Source organism: Micromonospora sp. AB353 (genome assembly GCF_049538395.1).
Classification (GTDB): Bacteria; Actinomycetota; Actinomycetes; order Mycobacteriales; family Micromonosporaceae; genus Micromonospora; species Micromonospora aurantiaca.
In genome coordinates, this window is the sequence record NZ_JBMVFV010000052.1 from 1 (window position 1) to 22,423 (window position 22,423).

The following is a 22,423-nucleotide window of genomic DNA, read 5'->3' on the forward strand; positions in this document are numbered from 1 at the left end:
AGGTGTCTCTCCCGTGGTGTGAACGAGGGACGGACGGCCGGCCCGCTGCGGGGGTGGCTCCCACCCCCTAAGAGCTCCTAACTCTTCGAGTGTTGGAGTCGGTGCCAGCAGATGATGGCGCCGGCGAGGGTGAGGAACGCTTCGTGGATGTCGTCGCGGATCTCCCAGCGGATGCGCAGGCGGCGGAACCAGTGCAGTAGGGCGATAGTCTGCTCGACGATCCACCGGCGGGTGCCGAGTCCGGAGCCGTGGCCGGTGCCGCGTCGGGCGATGACCGGGGTGATGCCTTCGGCCCCGAGGTCGCGTCGGTAGCAGTCGTAGTCGTAGCCCGCGATCGGCGTAGATGCGGTCGGGTCGCTGCCGGGGCCGGCCGCGGATGCCCTTGATGCGGGGGACCTTGTCGACCAGGGGCATGAGCTGGGTGACGTCGTGACGGTTGCCGCCGGTCAGTGCCGTGGCGAGGGGGATGCCGCCCGCGTCGGTGATGACGTGGTGTTTCGAGCCAGGCTTGCGGCGGTCGACCGGGCTCGGACCGGTTTTGGGCCGCCCTTGAGCGCCCGGATGTGCGAGCCGTCGATCACCGCCCTCGACAGGTCCAACTGACCCGCGCCCCGCAGGCGGGCCAGCAGCACCTCATGCAGCCGCTGCCACACCCCGGCCTCATTCCAGTCCCGCAGCCGGCGCCAGCAGGTCATCCCCGACCCGAACCCGAGCTCCTGGGGCAGGTACTCCCACGGAATCGCGGTATAGAGCACGAACAAGATCCCGCACAACACCTTGCGGTCATCCAGCGGCTTACGCCCCGGATACCGATGACGACGAGGTGGGCGGGGTGGCAGCAACGGCGCGATCTCGGCCCACAACTCATCCGAGACCATCCACGGCGGCTGCTCACCCCTCCTCACGTCCAGACGAAACGACCCTCACGTCCGATCGGTTACGCCCAACATCATTTCGTTAGGAGCTCTAAGTCGCGGCCCGCCGCCGCATGCCATCGGGCCTTACCCGCGCTGATTCAACTAGCCTTCCGCCGCCGAATCGTTTCAAGGATTTCGCCGTTTCGTTTGCGACCATTCTTCGCGATCTCCAGTACCCTCCGACTGTTCGCGGGCTGCCCAGCGGAGAGATTCACCAACACTTCGATCTGATCAACAATCTCCGCAGCCTCCAGAGGCGTGAGATCAGGAAAGTTCCTGGCGGGGAAGAATCTCGGACCGGACTCCTCATCCACCTCGCTGATACGACCATCGAACTCCTGACCGATATCGAGACTCACTGTCGAGACGAGATCGGCCAGCTCCGCAATACTCGATTCCTCGGCAAACAAGCCCCGCACCGCTGCAGCTGCCATGCGCTGAAGTTCGGCTACAGCTTCGGGCTCTTCCTCGTCGATGTCATCGCCCCGACCGTCACGCAACCCGTCAAATACATTCCGGACAGTTTCCAAAAAATGGGTCGACCCCCATTTATCGACTCTTTCCAGAGCAGCCAGGTCGAGATCGCTGTCATCCCCGTCGAAAATGGGGCTGATTCGATATAGACACATCGCCGCCGCCACGGCCAAGGCCTCATCGCTTGCCTCCGCGCCATGGCCGGCGAGCGCCTCATACGCATATCCTACGGACCCGGTGATTTGACCACAGCCGTGACTGAAAACCTGATACACCATGGCAAACCATCGGACACCGCAACCACTCTCAGCGGAGCACCAATCCGAATTCATCGCGGAAGAGAGTTACTCGCCACTGGCGCACAGCGCCTTTCTCAGGTCCTCCAGAACGCGCTCGCCTTTCAGCCATCCGACAACTTCATGCAGCTGGATTACCGAAAGTCCATATCCCATTCGTAGGGCATACGCCGCACTAAACTCTTGACCAGGCGACACAAGCCCTTCTTCTTTCAGATGGAGTACGGCACCTAGCGGGTCTACACCTTCCCCTCGCATCTTATTTACTAATTCGCTCAGTCGACCTTGGGGCTCGGCCACCTTATCCTCGTTCTCTCCTGAACATTGCAGAGACCCTCGTGAAGCCGTCCAGGTTCTCGTCAGCCACCAGGATCTTCACTCGAGTAAACCCATATCTCGCGGCTTGACGGCCAGTCCATGTGCCACGAGCGGCTGAGCGCAGTGGATCCCCCCCTCTTGCCGCGGCGTTAAAGGCCGCCAGGTTGTCGCCATACACCCAGTAGCCCTGCACTCCATTCACACGATCACCAAAGTGTTCCATTACGCGGTCGAACATTTCGCGGCCTGAGATCGGCGATCCCTGATTGCGCTGCATCATCAGCGTGAGAATCCCATCGTCGTCCAGGTCTGCGATGACGCCACTCCCACTCTCGCCATGAGAAATGGAGTAGCTCTTCTCATTGGCCGTGACCTCAAGACAGCCGTCGTTGTTGTGTACGAGGACTGACGTGTTGCCGGCGATTACATAGTACGTGTGGGTGACGGCGACGGTGAGGTCCCGCATCACCTTGGCGCCGGTGAAGTTGCGGACGTCGGTGACGTACTGGATCTGTCCCTCGGGCCCGACCAGGGTCGACTCGCCCGGGATCAGGTCGGCAGCGTCGACCCAGTCGCCGGTGGTGGCGTCCCAGAAGGGGTGGTGCGCGGTGGTGTGCAGAACCGATCCGGTCGGTCCGCGGGTACTGCGTTCCCCTTCACCCTCACCGGTGGACCTCGTCGCCTGGTCCGCAGGCTTTGCCGACACGGTCACGTCGGTCAGCTCGGTGTCCCGGTTGGCGTGTAGCAGGGTCACCTGCTGGTCGCTGTGTTCACCGGTGGCGGGGTCGGTTGTGGCTACCGTGTCACCGATGTTGACCTCAGCGATCGGTCGTGCGGTGCCGTCGGCCATCAGGACCAGGGTGTCCGGGTCGAAGCTGTGCACAGCGCATGCGGCGGCCTTCGGCTCGCTGTCCTGAACGCGATCTCGATCACGCTGGTGCTCGGGCCGGTTCTGCTTTGACGAGGACCGTTCGGGCTTCTCCTGCCGCTTTGGCGCCTGCTTCGCCTTCGGTGGCGTGGCCGGCTTGGACGGCTTGGGCTTCGGCTTCGGCTTGGGCTTCGGCTTGGGCTTCGGCTTGACCGGTGGCTTGGGCTTCTTCTTGGGAGGCTTGGGTTTCTTGGGCACCTTCTGCATGAGGTCGTTGAGGTGCTTTCGGGCCTGATTCATCAGGTCTTGGGCGCGGCGCATCATCGTGCGTGCGCCCTCGACGATGCGTTTCCACATCCGGTATCCGCTGAAGGCACGGTCGACCGCCCGGAACAGCGACTTGCCGATCTTGAATGCCTTGATCGGCCCGAGGAAGTTGGTGGCGAGGTCGATGCAGTCCCAGACGCCTCCGTCGAGGCACCCCATCAGCGATGTCCAGCCGATCATGTCGAGGAGCATCCCGACACCGACCTGGAGGAGGATGTCGAACAGTGAGGTTTGGCTCTCCCGCTCTGCCCGCTGGTAGTCGGCTTCCTGCCGGGCGATCTCCTCGCCGGCGAACTTGACGTCTCGCTGGTGTTGCGTGAGGTCACGGGTGTATTGGGCGATCGCGGCGTCGTACTTTTTCAGCTCGCACGCGTAGTCGTATTGGCCGCACTTACCGTCCACCGCATGCCCGGTGGTGTCGGTGTTACCGAGCGGGTCCGCCTCCGCGTACGCGAACCTGTTCGCCGCCCCGGAGCTGGGAGTCGGATTGAGCGTGACATCGTCGCGGGTGTCGAAAGCGCCAGTTTCTGGGTTGTACCACCTCGCCCACATGTTGACTCGGCCGGTGCCCTGGTCGGTCCACTCTGACTGGTAGCCGAGTTTGCCGAGCATCCCGGTGCTGGACAGGACCTTGCCCCAGGGGTCGTACGCGACCGACGCGGTCAGGGTCGTGCCCGTGCCGGTGAACTCGCCCACCACGTCGGTGTGCAGATCGGTCCAGGCGTAGCGCTGCGTACCGCCGGATGCGACACCTACGAGCCCGTCCGCGGCGTCGCGCACGTACACCGCGCCGCCGTCGCCGGCCACCGTGTTACCGAGACCGGTGTACGTCAGGTTCGGCTGGATGAGCCGGCCCAGGCCGTCGTAGGTGTAGGTGGAGGCTGCACCGCCAGGCGCGCCCTGCGACCACACCTGGTTGAACGCGTCGGTGACGGTGGTCGTGTCCTGGCCGCCAGACCTGGTGCGTGTGAGCGTGCCCCGCGGCGTGTACTCATAGCTCGTCCCGTCCGACGACGACTGCAACTGGTTGCGCGCGTCGTAGGTGAACGTCTTGCTGCCCGCTTGAACACGGTTGCCGGACTTGTCGTACGCGTACACCACGGGGTTCGTGCCGTTGTTCCAGCCGATCAGCCGGTCGGCCAGGTCGTAGATGTAGGTGTTGGCTGCCGCGCCGGTGAGTCCGATGGTCGTCTTCGAGGTGACGTTGTCGTTGAGGTCCCACCCGTACTGAATCTTGGCGATGCTGGTGCCGGCGCTGCTCTTCAGCTCGTCGGCTGTCATGCGGTGCAGCTCGTCGTAGCTGAACGACCGGACGTTGCCGCCGGTTCCGTGCGTGATCGACGACACCTGCGACAGGGTGTTGTACCCGTAGGTCAGGTTCGTCCCCGCGGTCGGGTTGACCACCGTGGCGGGGCGGCCGGCCGTGTCATAGGTGTACGACGTCGTTCCGGCCGCGTCCGTGCGCGAGGCCAGCGCCCCGTCGCCGTTGTAGCTGTAGGACGAGGCACCCGACACCCCACCAATCGTCACGGGCAGACTGCGGTCGTCGTACTCGACGGTGGTCTGGCCCGCTGAACCGACGAACGACGTCATCCGGCCTGCCGCGTCGTAGTCGAACGTGCGGTCCACCGTCGTCGTCTGCGCGCCGGCGCCGGAGCTGCGTACCAGCCGGCCCAGGTCGTCGTACTCCGAGGTGACGCTCACCCCGCCCGGTGAGTCCAGTCGCACCAGCTGGCCGGCCGCGTCGTACGACATGGTGAATGTGCGGTCGGCGAGTGCCGGATGGGCGGTCGTGGCGGGCTCGATCTGCGATTCGACCAGGCCCCACGGGTTGTAGGTGGTGATGAATTTGTTGCCCCGGCCGTCGGTGAACCGGGTCTGCCGGCCGGCCAGGTCGTAGCCGAACGTCGAGACGATCTGGTCGGATCCGCTGATCGGCTCGGTCTGGGACACCATCTGCCCGAGCGCGTCGAAGGCGAACGTCTTCGTCGTGCCCCGCGCGTCGGTGGCCGCTACCAGGTTGCCGGCGGCGTCGTACTGGCTGGACACCGTCCGCAACAGCACGTCGTCGGCCGCCGCGCTGGTCGGGCCGGGCGAGTACGACTTGGCGTTGATCGTACGCCCGGCCAGGTCGTACGCCATGGTCTGGTAGGTCTGGTCGGGGGCGGTGACCCTGATCGGGCGGCCGGCGCCGTCGTACTGGGTGGTCGTGGTGTTGCTGGCCCCGTCGGTGACGCTGATCTGCTCACCGGCGGTGTTGTAGGACTGCGTCGTGACCACGCCGGTCGGCGAGGTGATCGACGTCGGCCACGGTCCGGTCCCGTACCCGAGGGTGGTCGTGTGGGCCTTTCCGGTCTGGCGCACCACCTCGGTGGAGGTGACGGTGCGTCCCAGGTAGTCGTATGTGGCGGTGCCCTTCGCCCCGGTCGGGTCGGTCTGTGACAGCAGGTCGCCGTTGAGGTTGTACTCGAAGCGGCTCACGCCGCCGTCGGGTGCGGTGACCTTTGCGGTGCGACCGAGCTGGTCGTAGACGATCGAGGTCTCCGCGCCGAGAGGGTCGGAGGTGGACACCACCTGTCCGACGGCGTTGTAGACGTTGGTCGTCTTGGCCACGATCGGGGTGGACGAGCCCGGCGGGGTGTACGCGGGCAGTTGCGTCTCGACCGGCTGGCCCGCGGCGTTATAGCGGACAACTGTCACGTTGCCGTTGGGGTCCTGCTGTTCGGTCAGCTCGTCGAAGGTGTTGTAGCCGAGTCGAACCGTCGACACCGCGGTGACGGGCGCCTGGTCTCCCGTCACGGTGCTTGCCGCTGGCGAGGTGGTGACCACGGCGCGGCCCACCTCGTCGTTCGTCACGTACGTGGTGTCGCCGTTCGGGTTGGTTGTCGACGTGATCGACCCGTCGGTGTCCAGGGTGTAGCTCGTGCGGATCACCTGGGCGTCCGCCGCCGGCAGGGCGCCGGAGCGCACCTGTCCCACCTCGCTGCCGCTCAGCGGCCGCGAGTAGACCTGCACGTCGTCAACGCGGCCCTGCCAGAAGTTCTCCAAGGCGCCGTTCCAGGTGCCGGCGCCGATGAGCATCGACTTGCGGGGTGTGAACGTCGTGGTGGCGGTGGCGGTGTGCTTGAGCACCCCGTTGACGTACAGACTCATCGTGCCGGAGGCGGGATCGTAGGTGCCCACCAGGTGGGTCCAGGTGTTCAGCTGCCCGGCCGCTGAGGTCTTGGCGGCCTTGCCCGGCGAACTGGTGGTGTCGGAGTCCTTCATGTTGAACCGCCACTCGACGGTGGCGTCGTCGAAGCCGAGCGAGAAGGCGTCCTGCATCGCGCCCCGTGCAGCGACGACCTTGTGCTTGGCGGTGCCGTCGGTCAGGTAGACCCATGCCGCGACGGTGAACCCCGCGGTGGCGTCCACGGCCGGGCCCGCCGTCTCGATGGCACTGGTGCCGTCGAACTGCGCCGATCCGCCGTGGTCGGTGGACCAGCCGACTCCGCTGGCCGGCAGCATGCCGGCGTTGTTGCCGGTCGAGTCGGCGGCCTTGCCGCCGGTCGTCTCGTCGAGCATCCACCGGCCGACCGGCGTTGCCGCGTTGCCGGTGTACGTCGTGTTCGACAGCACCCGGCCCAGCGGGTCGTACAGGGCCTCCGAGGCGCCCACCAAGGTGCCGCCCTGGGTCAGTGTCGTGGACAGCACGTCGTCGTTGGCCGAGTAGGTGTGGGTGGTGGTGCGGTTGAGTCCACCCGGATTCAGAGTCGCGGTCAGGCCCCGGCCGGCCGCGTCGTACGTACGGTCGGTCCTGGTCAGCCCGTTGTTCGTGGTTTGCGAGACCAGGTTGTTCGCGGCGTCGTAGCTGTTGTTCTCCTGGACGAAGGACGCGCCGGTGCTGGGGTCGCGCCGGGTCACCGTGGCCAGCAGGTTGTTGTCGGTGTAGGTGTAGTCGGTCTTCCAGCCCATCGCGTCGGTCACCGACGCCAGGCGGCCGCCCGGGTCATACGCCATCGACTTGACGACGAGATCCGTCGGCGGCGCGGGATCGTTGGGGTCTCCGGTGTAGTCCTCCACCACCACGGCGAGCTCGTTACCCAGGGCGTCGTAGTCGGTGCGCAGGATGCTGCCGTCAGCGTGGGTCTGCCGGTGCACCCGACCGTACGGGTCGTAGCCGAGGGTCAGCGTCTTACCGTTGGCGTCGGTCTCGGTCACCCGCCTCCCGTGGCTGTCGTAGCCGTAGGTCACGGTGCGCGGCGCGTCTCCACCGGTGCTGTCCGACACGGTCTCCGATACCGGCAGACCGTCTTCGTTGTAGGCGACAGCGGTGACCGGGGTGTGGGTGGCGCCGGTGACCTGGTTGGTGGTCGCCGGATCCGTCCGCTCGACCACCCGGTCCAGCGCGTCGTGCTTGAAGGCGGTCGTCGAGCGGGGCACGCCCCCGACGATGTCGATTTCCTTGGTGGTTCGTCCCAGCTGGTCGTACTCGTACCGGGTGACCAGGCCTGCCGGGTCGGTCACCTCGGCGATGTCGCCGTTGGCGTAGTAGACGATGCGCACCACGCCACCGCCCGGTTTGGTGATCGTTGACGGCAGGCCGGGCGGAGCGAATCCTCCGCCGAACGCCGCGACGGTGGTGCCGTCGGTGTAGGCGACAGTTGTCCTGCGCCCCAGCGGGTCAGTGGTCGCGGTGCGGTTGCCGGTGACGGGGTCGTACGTGTAGGTGGTCAGGTAGGTGTTGTCGGACGCGGAGGTCGACCCTGCTTCCCGCTTCTCGAGCAACCGGTCGTTGAGCACGTTCACCGGCGGGGTCTGCGTGGTGGCATCCGGGTAGTAGGTGGAGTAGCTCGTCGAGCATTTGTTCGCCGACCGGTCCTGGCAGGTGGTGGTGGAGACGACGTTGCCGCGCACGTCGTGCTCGTTGATCGTCATGTTGCCGTTGGGGTCGGTGACCGTGCGCAGGTAGCCCTTGCTGCTGTAGCCGAATCGGGTTGCGAAGCCGCGTGCGTCGATCTCGGCGACCTTGCGTCCGGCTTGCAGGTCGTGCACGTCCTTGCTCTGAGCGTCGTCCGGGTGCACCACGGTGTAGGTGACCCCTGGCACGGCCGCGGCCTTCACCGCGTCCCGGGCCTTGAACTGCGCCTCGACGTGCTTGGTGTCCAGTGACGAGCGGTAGAACGCGACCTCGGCGATCTGTCCGTTGAAGTATCCGTTGAGGTTCGTCGGTGTGGACGGCCAATGGGTGCTGACCATGCCCGCGCCGATGTAGCCGTAGCCCAGGGTGCGGGTCTCCGTCGACGTGGTCGTCTTGGTGGCGATCTGCTTGCCGTCGAGGTACAGGGCCTGGCCGGCGGCCGTGCGGGTCAGCACCGCCGAGTGCCACTTGCCGTCGTTGACCGTGGTGGCCGAGGTCATTGGGCCAGCGCCGTTGCAGTAGCAGAAGGTGCCGCGCAGCTTTCCGTCGACACCGATGTACAGAGCGGGAAGCCACTGGAGGTCACCGCTCTGCCCGAGCGCGTAGGTCTGGAACCCGGCCAGGACCCCACCTGCTGAACTACTGGTCTTGAACCACAACCCGACCGAACGGTCATCGGCCGTCGCCGGCGGGATCTCCGCGCCCGGCAATCTCAAGTACGAGGATGTGCCGTTGAACGACGCCGCCGTAGCGGACGGTCCGAACGGGCCAGGCGTGCCGCCGAGCGTGACCGAGCTGTAGCTGGCGACGTCTCCATTGACCTCATTGACCGCGTCGACCGTGCCGGTCTCCGCCAACCGCCAGTAGTTCGACGGCGCGCCGCCCAGCACGGCGCTCTCGTAGATCTTCGTGGTGCCGGCCACGGACGCCGGGAGTGGACGCCACACGCCGCCGTTGCCGTCGGTCATCTGGCTGACCCGGCCGGTCACGCCGTCGTAGGACACCTGCGCGGTCGCGTTGCCCGACGGACGCCGCACCTCCGTCAAAGGGGTCACCGGCGTCCTGGCCCCGTAGATGTCACCGACCATCTGGTCAGTGACCGGCGTGTCGAACAGCGCCACCTCCGCCACCGACCCGGTGAAGTAGTCCGGCGTGCCGAGGTTGCTGACCGTACTGCCGCGCGACTGGTTCGGCCAGCCGCCGCCGAGGAACCCGGTCCCGATATACGAGTAGACCGGGCTCATGTCCTGGACGGCGATACCGGTCTGCTGCGCCACCTGGACGCCATCGACGAACATCTGCTGCTTGTTGCCCGATGCCGACAGCACCACGTGGTGCCACTGGTTGTCCGCGACGCTGGCCGGTGACTGCATCGGGTTGTGCGTCCGCGCCACGAACGACTGGTCCGCCTGGTTGAACCGGCCGCAGGCCCAGATCTGCATCTCGGCGCCGTTCTGCGTTCCGTCTCCCACCGAGTCCAGACACTTGTAGGAGTTGTCGTTGATGATCTGGCCGTTGGCCCGCACGTCCCACTTCTGGTCGACCGCGCCGGTGCAGGCCCAGGTCACGAGGTCCGCGCCGTTACCGGTGGCGCCGCCGGACACGCCCGCGCACTTGACCGAGCCGCCGCTGGTCACGCGCAGCTCCCGGTCCGCGGTCCAGGTCCACTGCTGGTTCGCCGCGCCGGTGCAGGGGCCCAGCGCCAGCACAACATTGCTCGCCGACGAGTTCCCGGGCACCTCCAGGCATTGCCCCTGCCCGTACGCGAGCAGACTGCCGATGGCGGTGCCCGGCGTCGGCGCGGTGGGGAAACCGCCGACGAGCTTCCCGTTCGAGCCGATGTACAACGTCGGGTTGTAAGCCCCCTTGGCGGCGCTCGCCGTGGCAGGTTCCCAGGACTGGCCGTAAAGGACACCGTCGCCGCCGGAGGTCTTCACCCACATGCTGATCGCCTGCGCGGAGGCGTCGCCGACGATCTTGGCCGGCACCGACACCCGCGACGAGGAGCCGTTGAAACCGGCCGCCGTCGCCGTCGAGGCCGCCAGCGGACCGGGCTGCCCGAGGATCACATTGCTGTAGACGCCGTTGTCGGCGCCGGCGTTCTCCAGCACGGAACTCGCGGCGGTCGTGCCGCTGGTCTCGGTCAGCCGCCAGTAGGAATGGGGCAGGGCGTTGCTCACCGCGGTCTGGTAGAGAGAGCCGCCGGTGTAGCTGTAGGTGTGGCACTGCGTGCTGGACGTCGGCGGGCAGGCCTGGGTCAGCGCGTCGCCGGAATAGCTGTAGGTCCACGTGTTCTGCGTGGTTTGACCGTTGACCGTGACGGGATCGCTGCTGACCGATGCCACGTGCGGCGCGCTGGCTCCCGGTGGGGTGGCCCAGTTCAGCGTCAAGGTCCGTCCCGACGCGGCGGTCATCTTGGTCATCCGGCCGTTGGTGTAGGTGAAAGTCAGGGCTCGCCCGGAGACATCCTTGACCTTGGTCACCGCGTACCGGCCTGAGCCCTGGGAGCTCAGGAACTCGTAGCTGGTGCCGTCCTTCTCGACAAGCTTGTAACCGCCGGTGACTGTCGAGAGCGTGGTCGTACGTCCGGCTGGTGACGAGAACGTGCCGTTGCCGTTGCGGCCGAAGGCCATCTGTCGGCCGTTCGGGTAGGTCACCACGACGGTGTTGACGGTGGTGGTTCCGCTGGCGTACCGCTCAATCGCATGGGCGTCGGCCATGGTCGACCAGCCGGCACCGAACGCGTGACCACTGCGCGGGTCGATGCTGTTGTACGACCGCACGATTTCCAGCGGTGGGCCGACCGTGTTCACCATCGCGTCCCGGGTCGCGGTGGTGTAATTGCCGATGCTCGAGTCGAACCCGCGGCCCGAGTTCTGCGACAGCCCGGAGGTGATCGACGGCTGTGGCACTGGGGTGACCAGCAGGTGCTTCGTCAAGGCGTCGGCGTTGGTGAGCAGTCCGTCAGAGACCTGCACCGTCCAGTAGTACGACTCACCCCAGCTGAGTACGCCGGAAGGCACGGTCCACGACTTCTTGGTAAGCCAGTTCGAGGTGGCGATCTGAGTTTTGCCGTCGCTGCCATAGACGATGAACTTGTACTGCAGGGACTTCGGGAACTTGTCCGGGTCGTGCGCGTCGGCCAGCAGTTCCGGCGTCAAGGTCTGCGTGGCTTGCCCGTAGCCCGGATACTGCTCGTTGACCTGAGGGTACTCGTTGTAGTCGTAGGTCAGCTGCAGGTAGGGCTTGTACGCCGCGCCGTAGTTGGCGGAGGTGAACCTCTTGAAGCCGGTGGAGCTGGTCTCCGACGCGGTGATCGCCAGGCCGTTGTTGCCGATGTCCCGAGTCGACCAGGCGTTGAAGGTCGTCGCCGCGAGCGGAACCGACCACCATCTGCCGACGCTGCGGTCCCCCGACGTGTTCCCGCACGCCGGCGAGTTGTTCGTGATCGTCAACGTTCCGATCGCGGTGCCGAAGGTTGGACCTGCGGCGAGGCCTGCGTTGTTGGTCAGCGAATCGACGGTCCACGGCTCGTGAATCTGCCGCACGAAGAACGGGGTGTTGTCGCCGCAGCTCCATGACCAGGTGTGGTAGAGGAACAGCTTCGCAGCCCTGATCTGGGTACCCACCAACCCGTCGTTGTCGAACTCGTCGAAGTGAATGAACGAGCGAGAGACCGACGTCCCGTTGTTCCAGGTGCCGACCGGCAGATCGTTGGTGTTGTGGTTGGTCGTGCTCGAATCGTTGTCGACGAAGACGTCACCGGTGTCGATGGTGTCCCACGTCGACGGATCGACCCGCACCGGATACCGGCGAGCCGGGTCGGCCAGCCACGCCGCGTCCGCCGTCACCCGCAGCGCCGGCTGACCGTCGACCGTAATCAGCTCGTAGGCGACAGCGGACGACTGGGCCGGCGCACCCGACCTGGGGTGGACGTTGGAGTCTTCCATGTAGCCCTGCGGCACCCGCAACGCGACATCGCCGCTCGCGTTCAGCAACGCGATCGAACCGTCAGCCCGCAGCTGCGGGGTCAGCCCTTTCAGCCGAAGCGGGAAGACCCACTGGTTACCCGCCATCGGCGATTTCAGGATCAGGGTCTCCTTGAGACCGTCACCGAAGGTGTCCAGCTCGACATCGGTGTACGGCAGGATCTCCGGATACGTCGCCGTGGAGCCGTCGACGACCGCCGGCACCTCCGCCGCCCCGGCCAGCCCGTAGGCCAACGAATGACCCGACGCGGTCGTCACCGAAGCCAACGGATCGGAGGCATCCGCGGCACCCCGTGGGGCCAGGTCCACCGCGATGGAGTTGGCACGCATCGCCCACCGACCGTCCCGGCGGGTCAGCTGCGTGTCGATCGGCTGGTAGGTGCCGCTCTTGTCCTTGAAATTGACCCGCGCTCCGTACAGCCGACGTGTGAACGAACCGTCAGCGTTCTGGAACTCGTCGTACCGCGCGCTCGACCGCTGCGGCACCCGCTTACTGGTCTGCTCGTTGAAGCTGTTCTCGCCGGACAGCACCGGCGTCGTCCACGGCTTCTTCGGATCCGGTGCGGGAACCTCGGCGTCGACTGCGCCGCGCCCTCGACCAGGCGCCCGGCCCTGTCCGCCGTCGGCCCGAGTCTGCTCCGCCGACACGTAGTGGTCGCGGTTCTTGGCGCCACCAGCCGACTTCTGCACCGGCACGCCGGTGACGGCCGCCCATGCCGGCAACTGCCGGAACCACGACGACAGTGACGGAAGCGGAAAGCCGCCCTGCTCGGGCACCGCTCCCTGCGGCACACCCAACGACAGCGCCAGCGCCAACGTGGTGACGACAGCGATCCGGCGCCTCATGGGCCCTCCACTATTGAAGATGATCAAACAGCTCGGGAAGTCTCGCCTGCCGATGACGTCGGCGCAAGATCTTGTTTTCGAACCTCAGGTGCCTTAGCGTGCGCCGGTGTCCAACCGCTTACGGCCGCGCCCCGCAGCAGCAAACCGGCGAAGGCGGCTTCAGGAGCTGTCATCCCGACGGCGCCCGGCTGCGCTGCTGCCGGACGGGTGGCCGAGGCGGATCGCCTTGGCCGCACTGTGCCTCTTCCTCGCAGCCGTCGCAACGACCTGGATGCTGTGGCCCGATCCCGAGCCCCGCCAGCGGGAATACCTCAACGCCACCGCATGCCTGCTCACCGACCACGCGGGCGTCAGCGACGATGCGGCCAAGCCGGTCTGGGCCGCCATGCAGGCGGCCTCGGTCTCCAGCCTCGTCAAGGTTCAGTACCTGGCGGTCAACGGCCCGCAGACGGTCGACAACGCCCGAAACCACGTGGCGTCGCTGGCCGGTAGCAAATGCGGCCTCGTCATAGCCACCGGCCCCGCCCAGATCGACGCCGTCGTGGCCGCCGCGCCCACCTATCCCAAGGTGCGGTTCGTCACCATCGGCGGAAGCGCCACGGCGGCCAACATCACCGTCATCAGCGACAGCGCCGCGGACGACCTTCGTACCACCCTGAAGCACGAGGTCACCGCGCTAGCCGACTCCGCGTCCTGACCACGAAACTCGTGGGCGATTTGATCAGCCGCCCCCTGCCTGGCGCTAGCCGCTTCCCGCTTCCGTAGGGACGGCGTCCGCACCTCCCTCTTCGGGCACTGGTCCTGCTGCTGTCGAGGCAGGTTGGCCCGATGGGTGCGGCCGGTCGGGTGCCTGAGACCGAGGTGGCTGGGTGGGGACGGCCGGCGGTTGCTGTCCTGTAGAAGTTCGCGGAACGGGCATGGGTGGTGCCGCGAGCACGAGAGCTACCAGCAGGACCGAGGCCACGACGAGTTCGATACCGATGGTCGGCACTATCGTCCCTGGCCCGGGGCTTTCCCACCAGTCATCCGAAGCGCTTGCAAAGAGCCCAGCTACAACTGGTGTGATAACCGCGTAGAGGAGCATCCCGTATACCGCGAAACGCAGGGACCGCTGCCAGTAGACCTTGCCCTTCCCCTCTCGCCATTCGGCTAGTTGTCCGCGCCGGCGGCGGATGAGCGCAAGGACGATCATGGCCATCAGGACCAGGGCCGGCACGGACCAGATCGCCAGCAGCCATGCGGTGTCGTCGTCACGCGTGACGACGCGCAGGTAGTGGTCGGCGGTCATCGCTAGGAGAAGGACGATGGCGACCGTGACGCCGTACATGATGATGGCCGCTAGCCACGGCAGATTAATGCTGCCGGCGTCTGTTGCTGCGGACTCCTGGCCCGTGTTGCTGCCAGATGGCTGCTCGGGATTGTCCAGGTGTGCTGCGAGCAGCCAGCATGCGCCCGTCACGACGCCTGCGGCACCGACGCCGAGCATGCCGCTGGCGAACATGCCGTCTGTCCACACACGCGCACATAGATCGTCGCCTGCGCTGCCTGTGACGTGGCTAAAGATGTAGCTGTCGAATCCCAGCATGACGAAGGTCGGGGCCAGGACTGCCAGTGTGTGGGTGTAGCGGGCCCCACGCATCGCGAATAGCACGACGATGCCGGTGAAGACAAATCCGGCAAGAGCCCCGGCGAACTGTGAGTTCGTGGAGGCCGAGGTGACGATGCTCCAACCGTGGCTTGCGCATTCGGCTGCGGACTCCATGTGGCCACCATCGGAAATGGCGTGATTCTGTACTAGCGATTTGACGCCTACTTGACAGCACGACGCGTAGAACCAGAACAACTGTCAACGCCGGCTGAAGTTTGGCTGTGGCACACATTTTGTGAGTCGCGCTCGTCGGTAGTTCGGGTTGGGTGCCGGGATGGAGATCATTCCGGCGTTGCTGCCGCACCTGACGGGCCTGCGGTTGGAAGCGGTGGTGATCCGGGGCGTCGGGGTCAGGATCAACGCGGCGACCCAGACGGTGCGGGCACGTTGTAGCGCCTGCGGGACCTGGTCGACCACTGTGCATGGTCGCTATGTGCGGCGGCTGGCCGATGTCAGGTTGGGTGGGCACGAGGTGCTGGTCGCGTTGACGGTCCGCCGATTCACCTGCGTGAACACCGAATGCGGGCGGCGGACGTTCGTTGAGCAGGTTCCCGGCCTGACTCGTCGGCATGCCCGTCACACGGTGGTGGCGGCCGGTGACCTGGAGGCCGTCGCGGTGGCGTTGGGCGGTCGACCGGGCAGCAGGTTGGCGCAGCGGTTGGCGGTGTCGGTGTCCCGCTCGACGTTGATCCGGGTGATCCGCCGGATGCCCGACCCGCCGCCAGTCACGCCGACGGTGCTGGGCGTGGACGACTTCGCCCGCCGCCGAGGGCACCGATATGCGACGGTGCTGCTCGACATGCACACGCGCCGGCCGATCGAGGTTCTCCCCGACCGCACCGCCGACACCCTTGCCGCGTGGCTGCGCGAGCACCCTGGTGTTCAGATCATCTGCCGCGATCGAGGCGGCAGCTATGCCGACGGCGCCCGCAAGGGAGCACCTGACGCGATCCAGGTCGCCGACCGGTGGCACCTGTTGAAGAACCTCAGCGACACCGTCGAGAAGATCATCCGCGGGCACCGCCGATGCCTCCGCACCCACGCCGAACCAACATCTGCCCTGGCCGCGCTGGCCGACGAACCGAGCGGGGCGGGGCGTCGGGCGGCGAACACCCGTCAACGACACGCGGCTGTGCACGCCCTGCGAGCCGAAGGACTGTCGATCAAAGCAACCGCCCGCCGCCTCGACATGAACGTCAGAACCGCCCGCAAGTACGCCCACGCCGCCACCGCCGAGGCGTTGATTGGCCCGAACGCCAGCAGCCGACCCAGCGTCCTCGCCCCGTTCCACTCCTACCTGCGGCAACGCCTCACCGACGGCATCCACCAGACCGCTGACCTGCACGCCGAGATCATGGCCCGCGGCTATCAAGGCAGCTTGCGGGTGCTGCGGGACTGGCTCACCATCAACCGCACCCGACCCACCGCGCCGACTGCAGTCCGGGTGCCGTCGGCCCGGCGGATCACCGCCTGGATCATGCGACCCGGCCACAAACTCACCGACGACGAACACGCCGATCTCGCCGACGCCCGCCGCCGCTGCCCGGACCTCGACACCGTCGCCGGCCTCGCCCACGGGTTCGCCGCGCTGGTCCGCCACCAAGGCACCGGTCAGCACCTCGACGCCTGGATCGAACACGCCCGCCACGCCGGCTACCCCGAGATCCGTGGCTTCGCCGCCGGCCTCATCAGCGATCGCGACGCCGTCGTCGCCGGCCTCACCCAGCCCTGGAACTCAGGCCCGGTCGAGGGCCAGGTCAACCGCATCAAGACGATCAAGCGACAGATGTATGGCCGGGCGAACCTCGACCTCCTCCGCAAACGCGTCCTGACCAACTCGTGAACCACCGCCAAGATCAATCACAAAATGTGCGCCAGAGCCAGTTTTCAGGCGGAGCCGACACGAACCGGCCCGGAATTCAGACCAGGTGCCGACCCACGCCGGCGGCCAGCCGCACGACGCGGCGCTGGCAGCCCGGTTCGACCGACGTCCTGGACGGGCGATGAACGGCCCCGCCGCCTCCGAATGGCGGCCAGACCCGCTCCTGACCATCGACGACCTCGCGGCCTGGCTTGGCAAGCCCAAGAACACCCTCTACGCCTGGCACAGCCGAGGCAAGGGCCCTCGCGCCATCCGCGTCGGCAACACCCTGCGCTACCGGCGCAGCGAGGTCGAGCGCTGGCTCGAAGACCACACCGACGCGGAGCGGTGAACCATGGCCCGACCTGAACTGGCCATCGGCACCTCCGGAAAGCTCCGGATCGAGAAACTCGGTCCGAAGAGATTCCGGGCACGCGCCCGGTTCCGCGACTACGACGGCATCACCCGCGACATCGAAGCCACCGACACCACAGGCCCGGCCGCCGAACGGGCCTTGAAGGTCAAACTCCGCGACCGTGCCACCCCCACCGACGACGAGATCACCCGCGAAACGCGCATCAGCGCCCTCGCCGAACTGTGGGTCGAAGAGATCACCGCCGAGGAACGCATCGCGCCACAGACCATCCACCGATACGCGACCAGCGTCCGCACCTCGATCCTGCCCGCCCTCGGCAACCTCCGAATCCGGGAAGCCAGCGTCGGATGCCTCGACCGGTTCCTGCGCGACATCGCCAAGGACCGCCCTTCAGCCGCCAAAGGCGTGAAGGTCGTACTCAGTCAGATGTTCGCTCTAGCCGTACGCCACGGCGCCATCCCCACCAACCCGGTCCGCGACACCGGCCGACTCCGCAAACCCCGCCGCACCGTCGTCGTCCTGTCCGCCGAGCAACTCCAAGCCGTCCGTACGGCGATCCGCGAATGGCAGCGACCGATCCCTGGTAAGCCCGGGCCTCGGCACAGCGGTGACCTGGCCGACGTCGTCGACCTCATGCTCGCCACCGGCGGCCGTATCGGCGAGATCCTGGCCCTCCGCTGGGAGGACCTGGACCTCGCCGCCGAACGACCAACCCTGACGATCTGCGGAACGCTGGTCTTCATCAAGAGCCAGGGCTTCTTCCGACAGCCCTGGACCAAGAGCGACGCCGGCTACCGGAGGGTCGTCCTCCCCCGGTTCGCGGTCGGCATGCTCATGGCCCGCAAACTCACTGCCGCGGACAACCCCCACGACGCGATCTTCGCTTCCCGACGAGGCACCTGGCTCTCACCCAACAACGTCCGCCGTCAGTGGCGCCAGGCCCGCGCCGAAGCCGACCTCGACTGGGTCACCCCGCACACCTTCCGAAAGACCGTCGCCACCCTCATCAAGGAGGAGATCGATACCAAGAGCGCGGCAGCGCAGCTCGGGCACTCCAGCGAGGAGGTCACCGACACCTACTACATCGCCAAGCCGGTACAAGCCCCAGACGTGTCCGGCATCCTCGAACGGCTCGGCAGCCACCCGAGCAACCAAGGATCGTCGCCAGGAGAGAACGATGCACACCGATGACGAACCTGGTTGCCGCACCGCGTAAATGGGGGGTTTTCGGGGGGCGGTTCAAATCTCCATCGAAGAAAATCAAAGCCCTGACCAGTGTTCCCGCTGGTCAGGGCTTTTTCTTTGTCGGGACGGCCGGATTCGAACCGACGACCCCTTGACCCCCAGTCAAGTGCGCTACCAAGCTGCGCCACGTCCCGATGCCCCCGCCAGGTCTCCCCCGCGGCAGCCGGTACAGCTTAGCGCAGGATCTTCGCACCGTGCGCAGAGGCCCCTCCCGCGCCGCGCGCCACACCCCCTAGAGCATCCTAGGAGGGTGGGCGCGGCAAGAAGGCAGGCGAGAGTAGCGGGTCAGCCGTGGGCCTTGCCCCGGCCGCCGGGGCCGAGCTTCTTGCGCGGGCGTACCGAGATCTCGATCGGGCTGCCCTCGTAGCCGAACTCCTCGCGGAGCTTGCGCTCGACGAAGCGCTGGTAGCCGGCGTCCAGCGGCCCGGTGGTGAACAGCACGAACCGCGGCGGCGCCGCCCCGGCCTGGGTGGCGAACAGGATGCGTGGCGCGCGTCCGCCTCGTACCGGGTGCGGGGTGGCCTGGACCAGCGCGGTGAGCCACTGGTTGAGCTGCGCGGTCGGGATGCGCGTCTCCCAGCTCGCCAGCGCCTTGCGCAGCGCCGGCGCGAGCTTGTCGACGGCGCGGCCGGTCTTCGCGGACAGGTTCAGCCGGATCGCCCAGGGGATGCGGCGCAGCTCCCGGTCGATCTCCTTGTCCAGGTAGTAGCGGCGGTCGCCGTCGACCAGGTCCCACTTGTTGAAGGCGATGACCAGCGCCCGGCCGGACTCGACGACCATGGTGAGGATCCGCTGGTCCTGCTCGCTGATCACCTCGCTGGAGTCGATCAGCACCACGGCGACCTCGGCCGCCTCGATCGCCGAGGCGGTCCGCAGGCTGGCGTAGTACTCGGTGCCGCTGGCCTTGCCGACCCGCTTGCGCAGGCCGGCGGTGTCGACCAGCTGCCACGTCTCGCCGCCGATCTCGACCAGGCTGTCGACCGGGTCGACAGTGGTGCCGGCCACCGAGTCGACGACCGCCCGCTCCTCACCGGAGAAGCGGTTGAGCAGGCTTGACTTGCCGACGTTGGGGCGGCCGACCAGGGCGACCCGGCGTGGGCCGCGCGGCCGGTTCTCCACGATCTTCGGCGCCTCCGGCAGCGCGTCCAGGATGGCGTCGAGCAGGTCGCCGGAGCCGCGGCCGTGCAGCGCCGAGACCGGGAACGGCTCACCGAGGCCGAGTGACCACAGCGCGGTCGCCTCCATCTCGATGGTGGTGTTGTCGGCCTTGTTGGCGACCAGGATGACCGGCTTGGCGCTGCGGCGCAGCATCTTCACCGCGGCCTCGTCCACGTCGGTCGAGCCGACCATGGCGTCCACCACGAACAGCACCACGTCGGCGGTGACCACCGCGATCTCGGCCTGGGCGGCGATGGCCGCGGCGCGGTCCTTGGCGTCGGGTTCCCAGCCGCCGGTGTCCACGACGGTGAACGCCCGGCCGTTCCACTGCGCGTCGTAGGGCACCCGGTCCCGGGTCACGCCGGGGATGTCCTCCACGACCGCCTGCCGACGGCCGATGATGCGGTTGACCAGCGTGGACTTGCCGACGTTGGGACGGCCGACCACTGCCACCACGGGCTGCGGGCCGGTCGGCTCACCGGAGTCGGCCTCCGGCTCGCGCAACTCCACCCAGCCTTCGAAATCCTCGCTCACGCCGCGCCACCCTTCGTTCGCGACTGCGGGGCCCGCACAACCCGCTCACTCCTCGCGCTCACGCGACACCCCGCTCGGTGAGCATCTCGCGCAAGCGGGCCACGACCTCGTCGATGCCCAGTTCGGTGGTGTCCAGCACCACCGCGTCGGGGGCCTGCTGCAGCGGGTTGACCTTGCGGGTCGAGTCGAGCCGGTCCCGGCGGGCCAGGTCGGCGGCGGTCGCCGTGACGTCGGCGGCGTCCTCGGCGCTGCGCCGCTTCGCGCGCGCCGCCTCGGAGGCGGTCAGGTACACCTTCAGGTCCGCGTCCGGCGCGACCACCGAGCCGATGTCCCGGCCTTCGACCACGATCCGGCCCGCGTCGGCGATCACGCGCCGCTGCCGGTCCACCAGCAGCTCGCGTACGGCGGCGACGGCGGCGACAGCCGAGACGGCTCCGGTCACCTCGGCACCGCGGATGGCGGTGGACACGTCGGTGCCGTCGACTGTCACGGCGTACCCCTGGGGGTCGGTGCCGATGCGGAGGTCGGCCTCGGCGGCGACCTTCGCCACCGACTCGGCGTCGGTGAGTTCCACGCCGGAGCGCAGGACCGCCCAGGTCAGCGCCCGGTACATGGCGCCGGTGTCGAGGTAGCGGGCGCCGAGACCCGTCGCCAGTCGCCGCGACACGGTGGACTTCCCCGAACCGGACGGCCCGTCCACAGCGACCACGCATCGCCCGGCCGGTACGTTTTCCTCCACCGTTGTCCTCCTCAGCCCGTACCTCGCAGGTCGCCCGATAGGTCCGGCGCCGTTGAGCGGATGGTTCTGTCGTCAATCATGCCCGCGCCGCGCGGGCGTCCCGCCGGGCCGGCGTGTGCCGGCCCGCGGACCGCGTCGAAGCCTACCGGGAGCCGTACCCGGATCGGCGGGTCAGTCACCCACCGCCTTGAACAGGGCGGCGACCTCCGCGTTCGTGAGCCGCCGCATCCGCCCGGTGCGCAGGTCGCCGAGCTTGATCGGACCGATCGAGGTACGGATCAGACGGGACACCGGGTGTCCCACCTCGGCCATCAGGCGCCGGACGATGTGCTTGCGCCCCTCGTGCAGGGTCAGCTCCACCTGGGCGGATTTGCCGAGCGTGTCGACCAGCTTGAACCCGTCGACCTTCACCGGCCCGTCCTCCAGCTCGATGCCGGCGGTCAGCCGCTTGCCCAGGTTGCGCGGGATCGGCCCGGCCACCTCGGCGAGGTAGGTCTTGAGCACCTCGTACGACGGGTGCATGAGCTTGTGGGCCAGGGTGCCGTCGTTGGTGAGCAGGAGCAGGCCCTCGCTGTCGGCGTCCAGTCGCCCGACGTGGTAGACCCGCTGCTCCAGCCGCGCGCCGATGAAGTCGGCGAGCTCGGTACGGCCCTTCTCGTCGGCCATCGTGGTGACCACCCCGCGCGGCTTGTTCATCGCCACGTAGACCAGGCGGACGTCGGCCTGGAGCCGCTCCCCGTCGACGACGATCACGTCGCGGGTCGGGTCGGCCTTGTCGCCGAGCTGCGCCACCCGCCCGTTCACGGTGACCCGGCGCCGGAAGATCAGGTCTTCACAGGCGCGCCGGGAACCCACCCCCGCGGCGGCGAGCACCTTCTGGAGGCGCTCGGCGCCCTCGTACACGGGGGCGTCGGGCTTCGGGGCACGGTCATCGCGTCGCATCGGCAAGCTCTTCTACGTCGTCGGGAAGGAACGGGGCGAGCGGCGGCAGGTCGTCCACCGAGTTCAGCCCCAGCTTCTCCAGGAACATGGTGGTGGTCCGGTAGAGGTAGGCGCCGCTGTCCGCTTCGGTGCCGCACTCCTCGACCAGGCCGCGACCCACCAGGGTACGGAGCACCCCGTCGCAGTTGACACCCCGGATGGCCGAGATGCGGGAACGGGTCACCGGCTGCCGGTAGGCGACCACGGCGAGGGTCTCCAGCGCGGCCTGGGTCAGCCGCACGGACTGCCCGTCCAGTACGAACCGTTCCACGTACGTCGCGTATTCCGGCCGGGTGTAGAGACGCCAGCCACCCGCCGCCCGGCGCAGGTCGAACCCGTGGCCGGCTGCGGTGTACCCGGCGGCGATCTCGTCGAGCATCGCGCCGACCCGCTCCGGGGCCTGTTCGAGGACCTCGGCCAGGACCAGCTCGCTGACCGGCTGGTCCACCACGAGCAGGATCGCCTCCAGGGCGCCGCGCAGCTCCGCGTCGTCTAGGACCGGCGCGGGCGGCGGTTCCGGCGCCGTCCGCCGCCGTCCGCGCTTCGGGGGTACGCCCCCAGCACCCGCTCCCCCGCTCGCCCGCTGCTCCGCGTCCTGCGCGGCCGCGTCGCCGTCCCGCTCAGCGTGGTGGTCGACGTCCCGCCGGCCGTCGTCGCCGTAGCCGGCGTCGGCCGTCGAGCTTCCACCCGAGATCTTGGTACGGTCCCGCCCCTCAAGGGGCGCCTCCGTACCAAGATCCGTCGTCGCTTCGGCGATCTTGGAAGGATCCGGCCCCTCCCGGGGCCCTTGGCTTCCAAGATCTGTGGGCGGTTCGGGCGCCGAGTCGGCGGTTTCTGCCGAATCAACGCTGTCCGGATCGGGTTTCGGCGCGGACGGGCGCTGCCACGGGGGCACCCAGGCGGCGGCCTGGTCGGCCAGGGAGTCGCGGCGTTCCTCGTCGCTCAT

11 protein-coding genes, 1 tRNA gene and 1 pseudogene are annotated in these 22,423 nt (G+C 67.7%); 4 read left to right on the forward strand and 9 right to left on the reverse strand.

All coding sequences use genetic code 11. The annotated features are described in order from the left end of the window. Window positions 1–77 precede the first annotated feature (77 nt). From ACPCK6_RS20255 to ACPCK6_RS20265, 3 genes and pseudogenes are all read right to left on the reverse strand, one after another. Window positions 78–878 (reverse strand): annotated as a pseudogene (locus ACPCK6_RS20255) (IS5 family transposase). A gap of 137 nt (window positions 879–1,015) precedes the next feature. Continuing rightward, window positions 1,016–1,669 (reverse strand): hypothetical protein, encoded by a 654-nt coding sequence (locus tag ACPCK6_RS20260; protein WP_423481899.1) that lies wholly within the window; start codon window positions 1,667–1,669, stop codon window positions 1,016–1,018. 319 nt (window positions 1,670–1,988) lie between these two features. Continuing rightward, window positions 1,989–12,935 carry a LamG-like jellyroll fold domain-containing protein gene (locus ACPCK6_RS20265; RefSeq protein WP_423481900.1) on the reverse strand — a complete coding sequence of 3,649 codons (10,947 nt, stop codon included), beginning with the start codon at window positions 12,933–12,935 and terminating at the stop codon, window positions 1,989–1,991. 226 nt (window positions 12,936–13,161) lie between these two features. On the opposite strand from ACPCK6_RS20265, the gene ACPCK6_RS20270 reads away from it, so the two are divergent. After that, the gene (locus ACPCK6_RS20270; protein WP_423481901.1) at window positions 13,162–13,632 is read left to right on the forward strand and encodes a type 1 periplasmic-binding domain-containing protein; all 471 of its coding nucleotides are present in this window, start codon (window positions 13,162–13,164) and stop codon (window positions 13,630–13,632) included. A 45-nt stretch (window positions 13,633–13,677) separates the two neighbouring features. Here ACPCK6_RS20270 and ACPCK6_RS20275 read toward each other — a convergent pair whose 3' ends face one another. Then, the gene (locus ACPCK6_RS20275) at window positions 13,678–14,697 is read right to left on the reverse strand and encodes a hypothetical protein (RefSeq protein WP_423481902.1); all 1,020 of its coding nucleotides are present in this window, start codon (window positions 14,695–14,697) and stop codon (window positions 13,678–13,680) included. 160 nt (window positions 14,698–14,857) lie between these two features. Here ACPCK6_RS20275 and ACPCK6_RS20280 point away from each other — a divergent pair, with 160 nt between their 5' ends. The 3 genes from ACPCK6_RS20280 to ACPCK6_RS20290 all read left to right on the forward strand — a co-directional run bounded on the left by ACPCK6_RS20280 (window position 14,858) and on the right by ACPCK6_RS20290 (window position 18,011). Then, window positions 14,858–16,426: an ISL3 family transposase gene (locus ACPCK6_RS20280; RefSeq protein WP_423481903.1), complete on the forward strand. Its 1,569-nt coding sequence runs from the start codon at window positions 14,858–14,860 to the stop codon at window positions 16,424–16,426. 160 nt (window positions 16,427–16,586) lie between these two features. Then, the gene (locus ACPCK6_RS20285) at window positions 16,587–16,796 is read left to right on the forward strand and encodes a helix-turn-helix transcriptional regulator (RefSeq protein WP_030504821.1); all 210 of its coding nucleotides are present in this window, start codon (window positions 16,587–16,589) and stop codon (window positions 16,794–16,796) included. A 3-nt stretch (window positions 16,797–16,799) separates the two neighbouring features. Then, the gene (locus ACPCK6_RS20290; RefSeq protein WP_423481904.1) at window positions 16,800–18,011 is read left to right on the forward strand and encodes a tyrosine-type recombinase/integrase; all 1,212 of its coding nucleotides are present in this window, start codon (window positions 16,800–16,802) and stop codon (window positions 18,009–18,011) included. Between the two features lie 114 nt (window positions 18,012–18,125). Here the strand turns inward: ACPCK6_RS20290 and ACPCK6_RS20295 are convergent. From ACPCK6_RS20295 to scpB, 5 genes are all read right to left on the reverse strand, one after another. Continuing rightward, window positions 18,126–18,199: transfer RNA gene (locus ACPCK6_RS20295), tRNA-Pro, on the reverse strand. A gap of 151 nt (window positions 18,200–18,350) precedes the next feature. Next, the gene (gene der, locus ACPCK6_RS20300) at window positions 18,351–19,757 is read right to left on the reverse strand and encodes a ribosome biogenesis GTPase Der (protein WP_396884335.1); all 1,407 of its coding nucleotides are present in this window, start codon (window positions 19,755–19,757) and stop codon (window positions 18,351–18,353) included. A gap of 58 nt (window positions 19,758–19,815) precedes the next feature. Continuing rightward, window positions 19,816–20,496, reverse strand: a complete 681-nt coding sequence (gene cmk, locus ACPCK6_RS20305; protein WP_396884334.1) for a (d)CMP kinase — start codon at window positions 20,494–20,496, stop codon at window positions 19,816–19,818. A gap of 171 nt (window positions 20,497–20,667) precedes the next feature. Then, complete coding sequence (locus ACPCK6_RS20310; RefSeq protein ID WP_194799866.1) at window positions 20,668–21,438, reverse strand: pseudouridine synthase; 771 nt, start codon at window positions 21,436–21,438, stop codon at window positions 20,668–20,670. Further along, window positions 21,425–22,423 carry an SMC-Scp complex subunit ScpB gene (scpB, locus tag ACPCK6_RS20315; protein WP_423481905.1) on the reverse strand — a complete coding sequence of 333 codons (999 nt, stop codon included), beginning with the start codon at window positions 22,421–22,423 and terminating at the stop codon, window positions 21,425–21,427. The genes ACPCK6_RS20310 and scpB overlap by 14 nt, the downstream gene beginning before the upstream one ends.

Bases quoted from the DNA above. Each gene is read 5' to 3' on its own strand.
- ACPCK6_RS20260 (WP_423481899.1), bottom strand. From the start codon at position 1,669: ATGGTGTATCAGGTTTTCAGTCACGGCTGTGGTCAAATCACCGGGTCC.
- ACPCK6_RS20265 (WP_423481900.1), bottom strand. From the start codon at position 12,935: ATGAGGCGCCGGATCGCTGTCGTCACCACGTTGGCGCTGGCGCTGTCG.
- ACPCK6_RS20275 (WP_423481902.1), bottom strand. From the start codon at position 14,697: ATGGAGTCCGCAGCCGAATGCGCAAGCCACGGTTGGAGCATCGTCACC.
- ACPCK6_RS20280 (WP_423481903.1), top strand. From the start codon at position 14,858: ATGGAGATCATTCCGGCGTTGCTGCCGCACCTGACGGGCCTGCGGTTG.
- ACPCK6_RS20285 (WP_030504821.1), top strand. From the start codon at position 16,587: ATGAACGGCCCCGCCGCCTCCGAATGGCGGCCAGACCCGCTCCTGACC.
- ACPCK6_RS20290 (WP_423481904.1), top strand. From the start codon at position 16,800: ATGGCCCGACCTGAACTGGCCATCGGCACCTCCGGAAAGCTCCGGATC.
- ACPCK6_RS20310 (WP_194799866.1), bottom strand. From the start codon at position 21,438: ATGCGACGCGATGACCGTGCCCCGAAGCCCGACGCCCCCGTGTACGAG.
- scpB (WP_423481905.1), bottom strand. From the start codon at position 22,423: ATGAGCGACGAGGAACGCCGCGACTCCCTGGCCGACCAGGCCGCCGCC.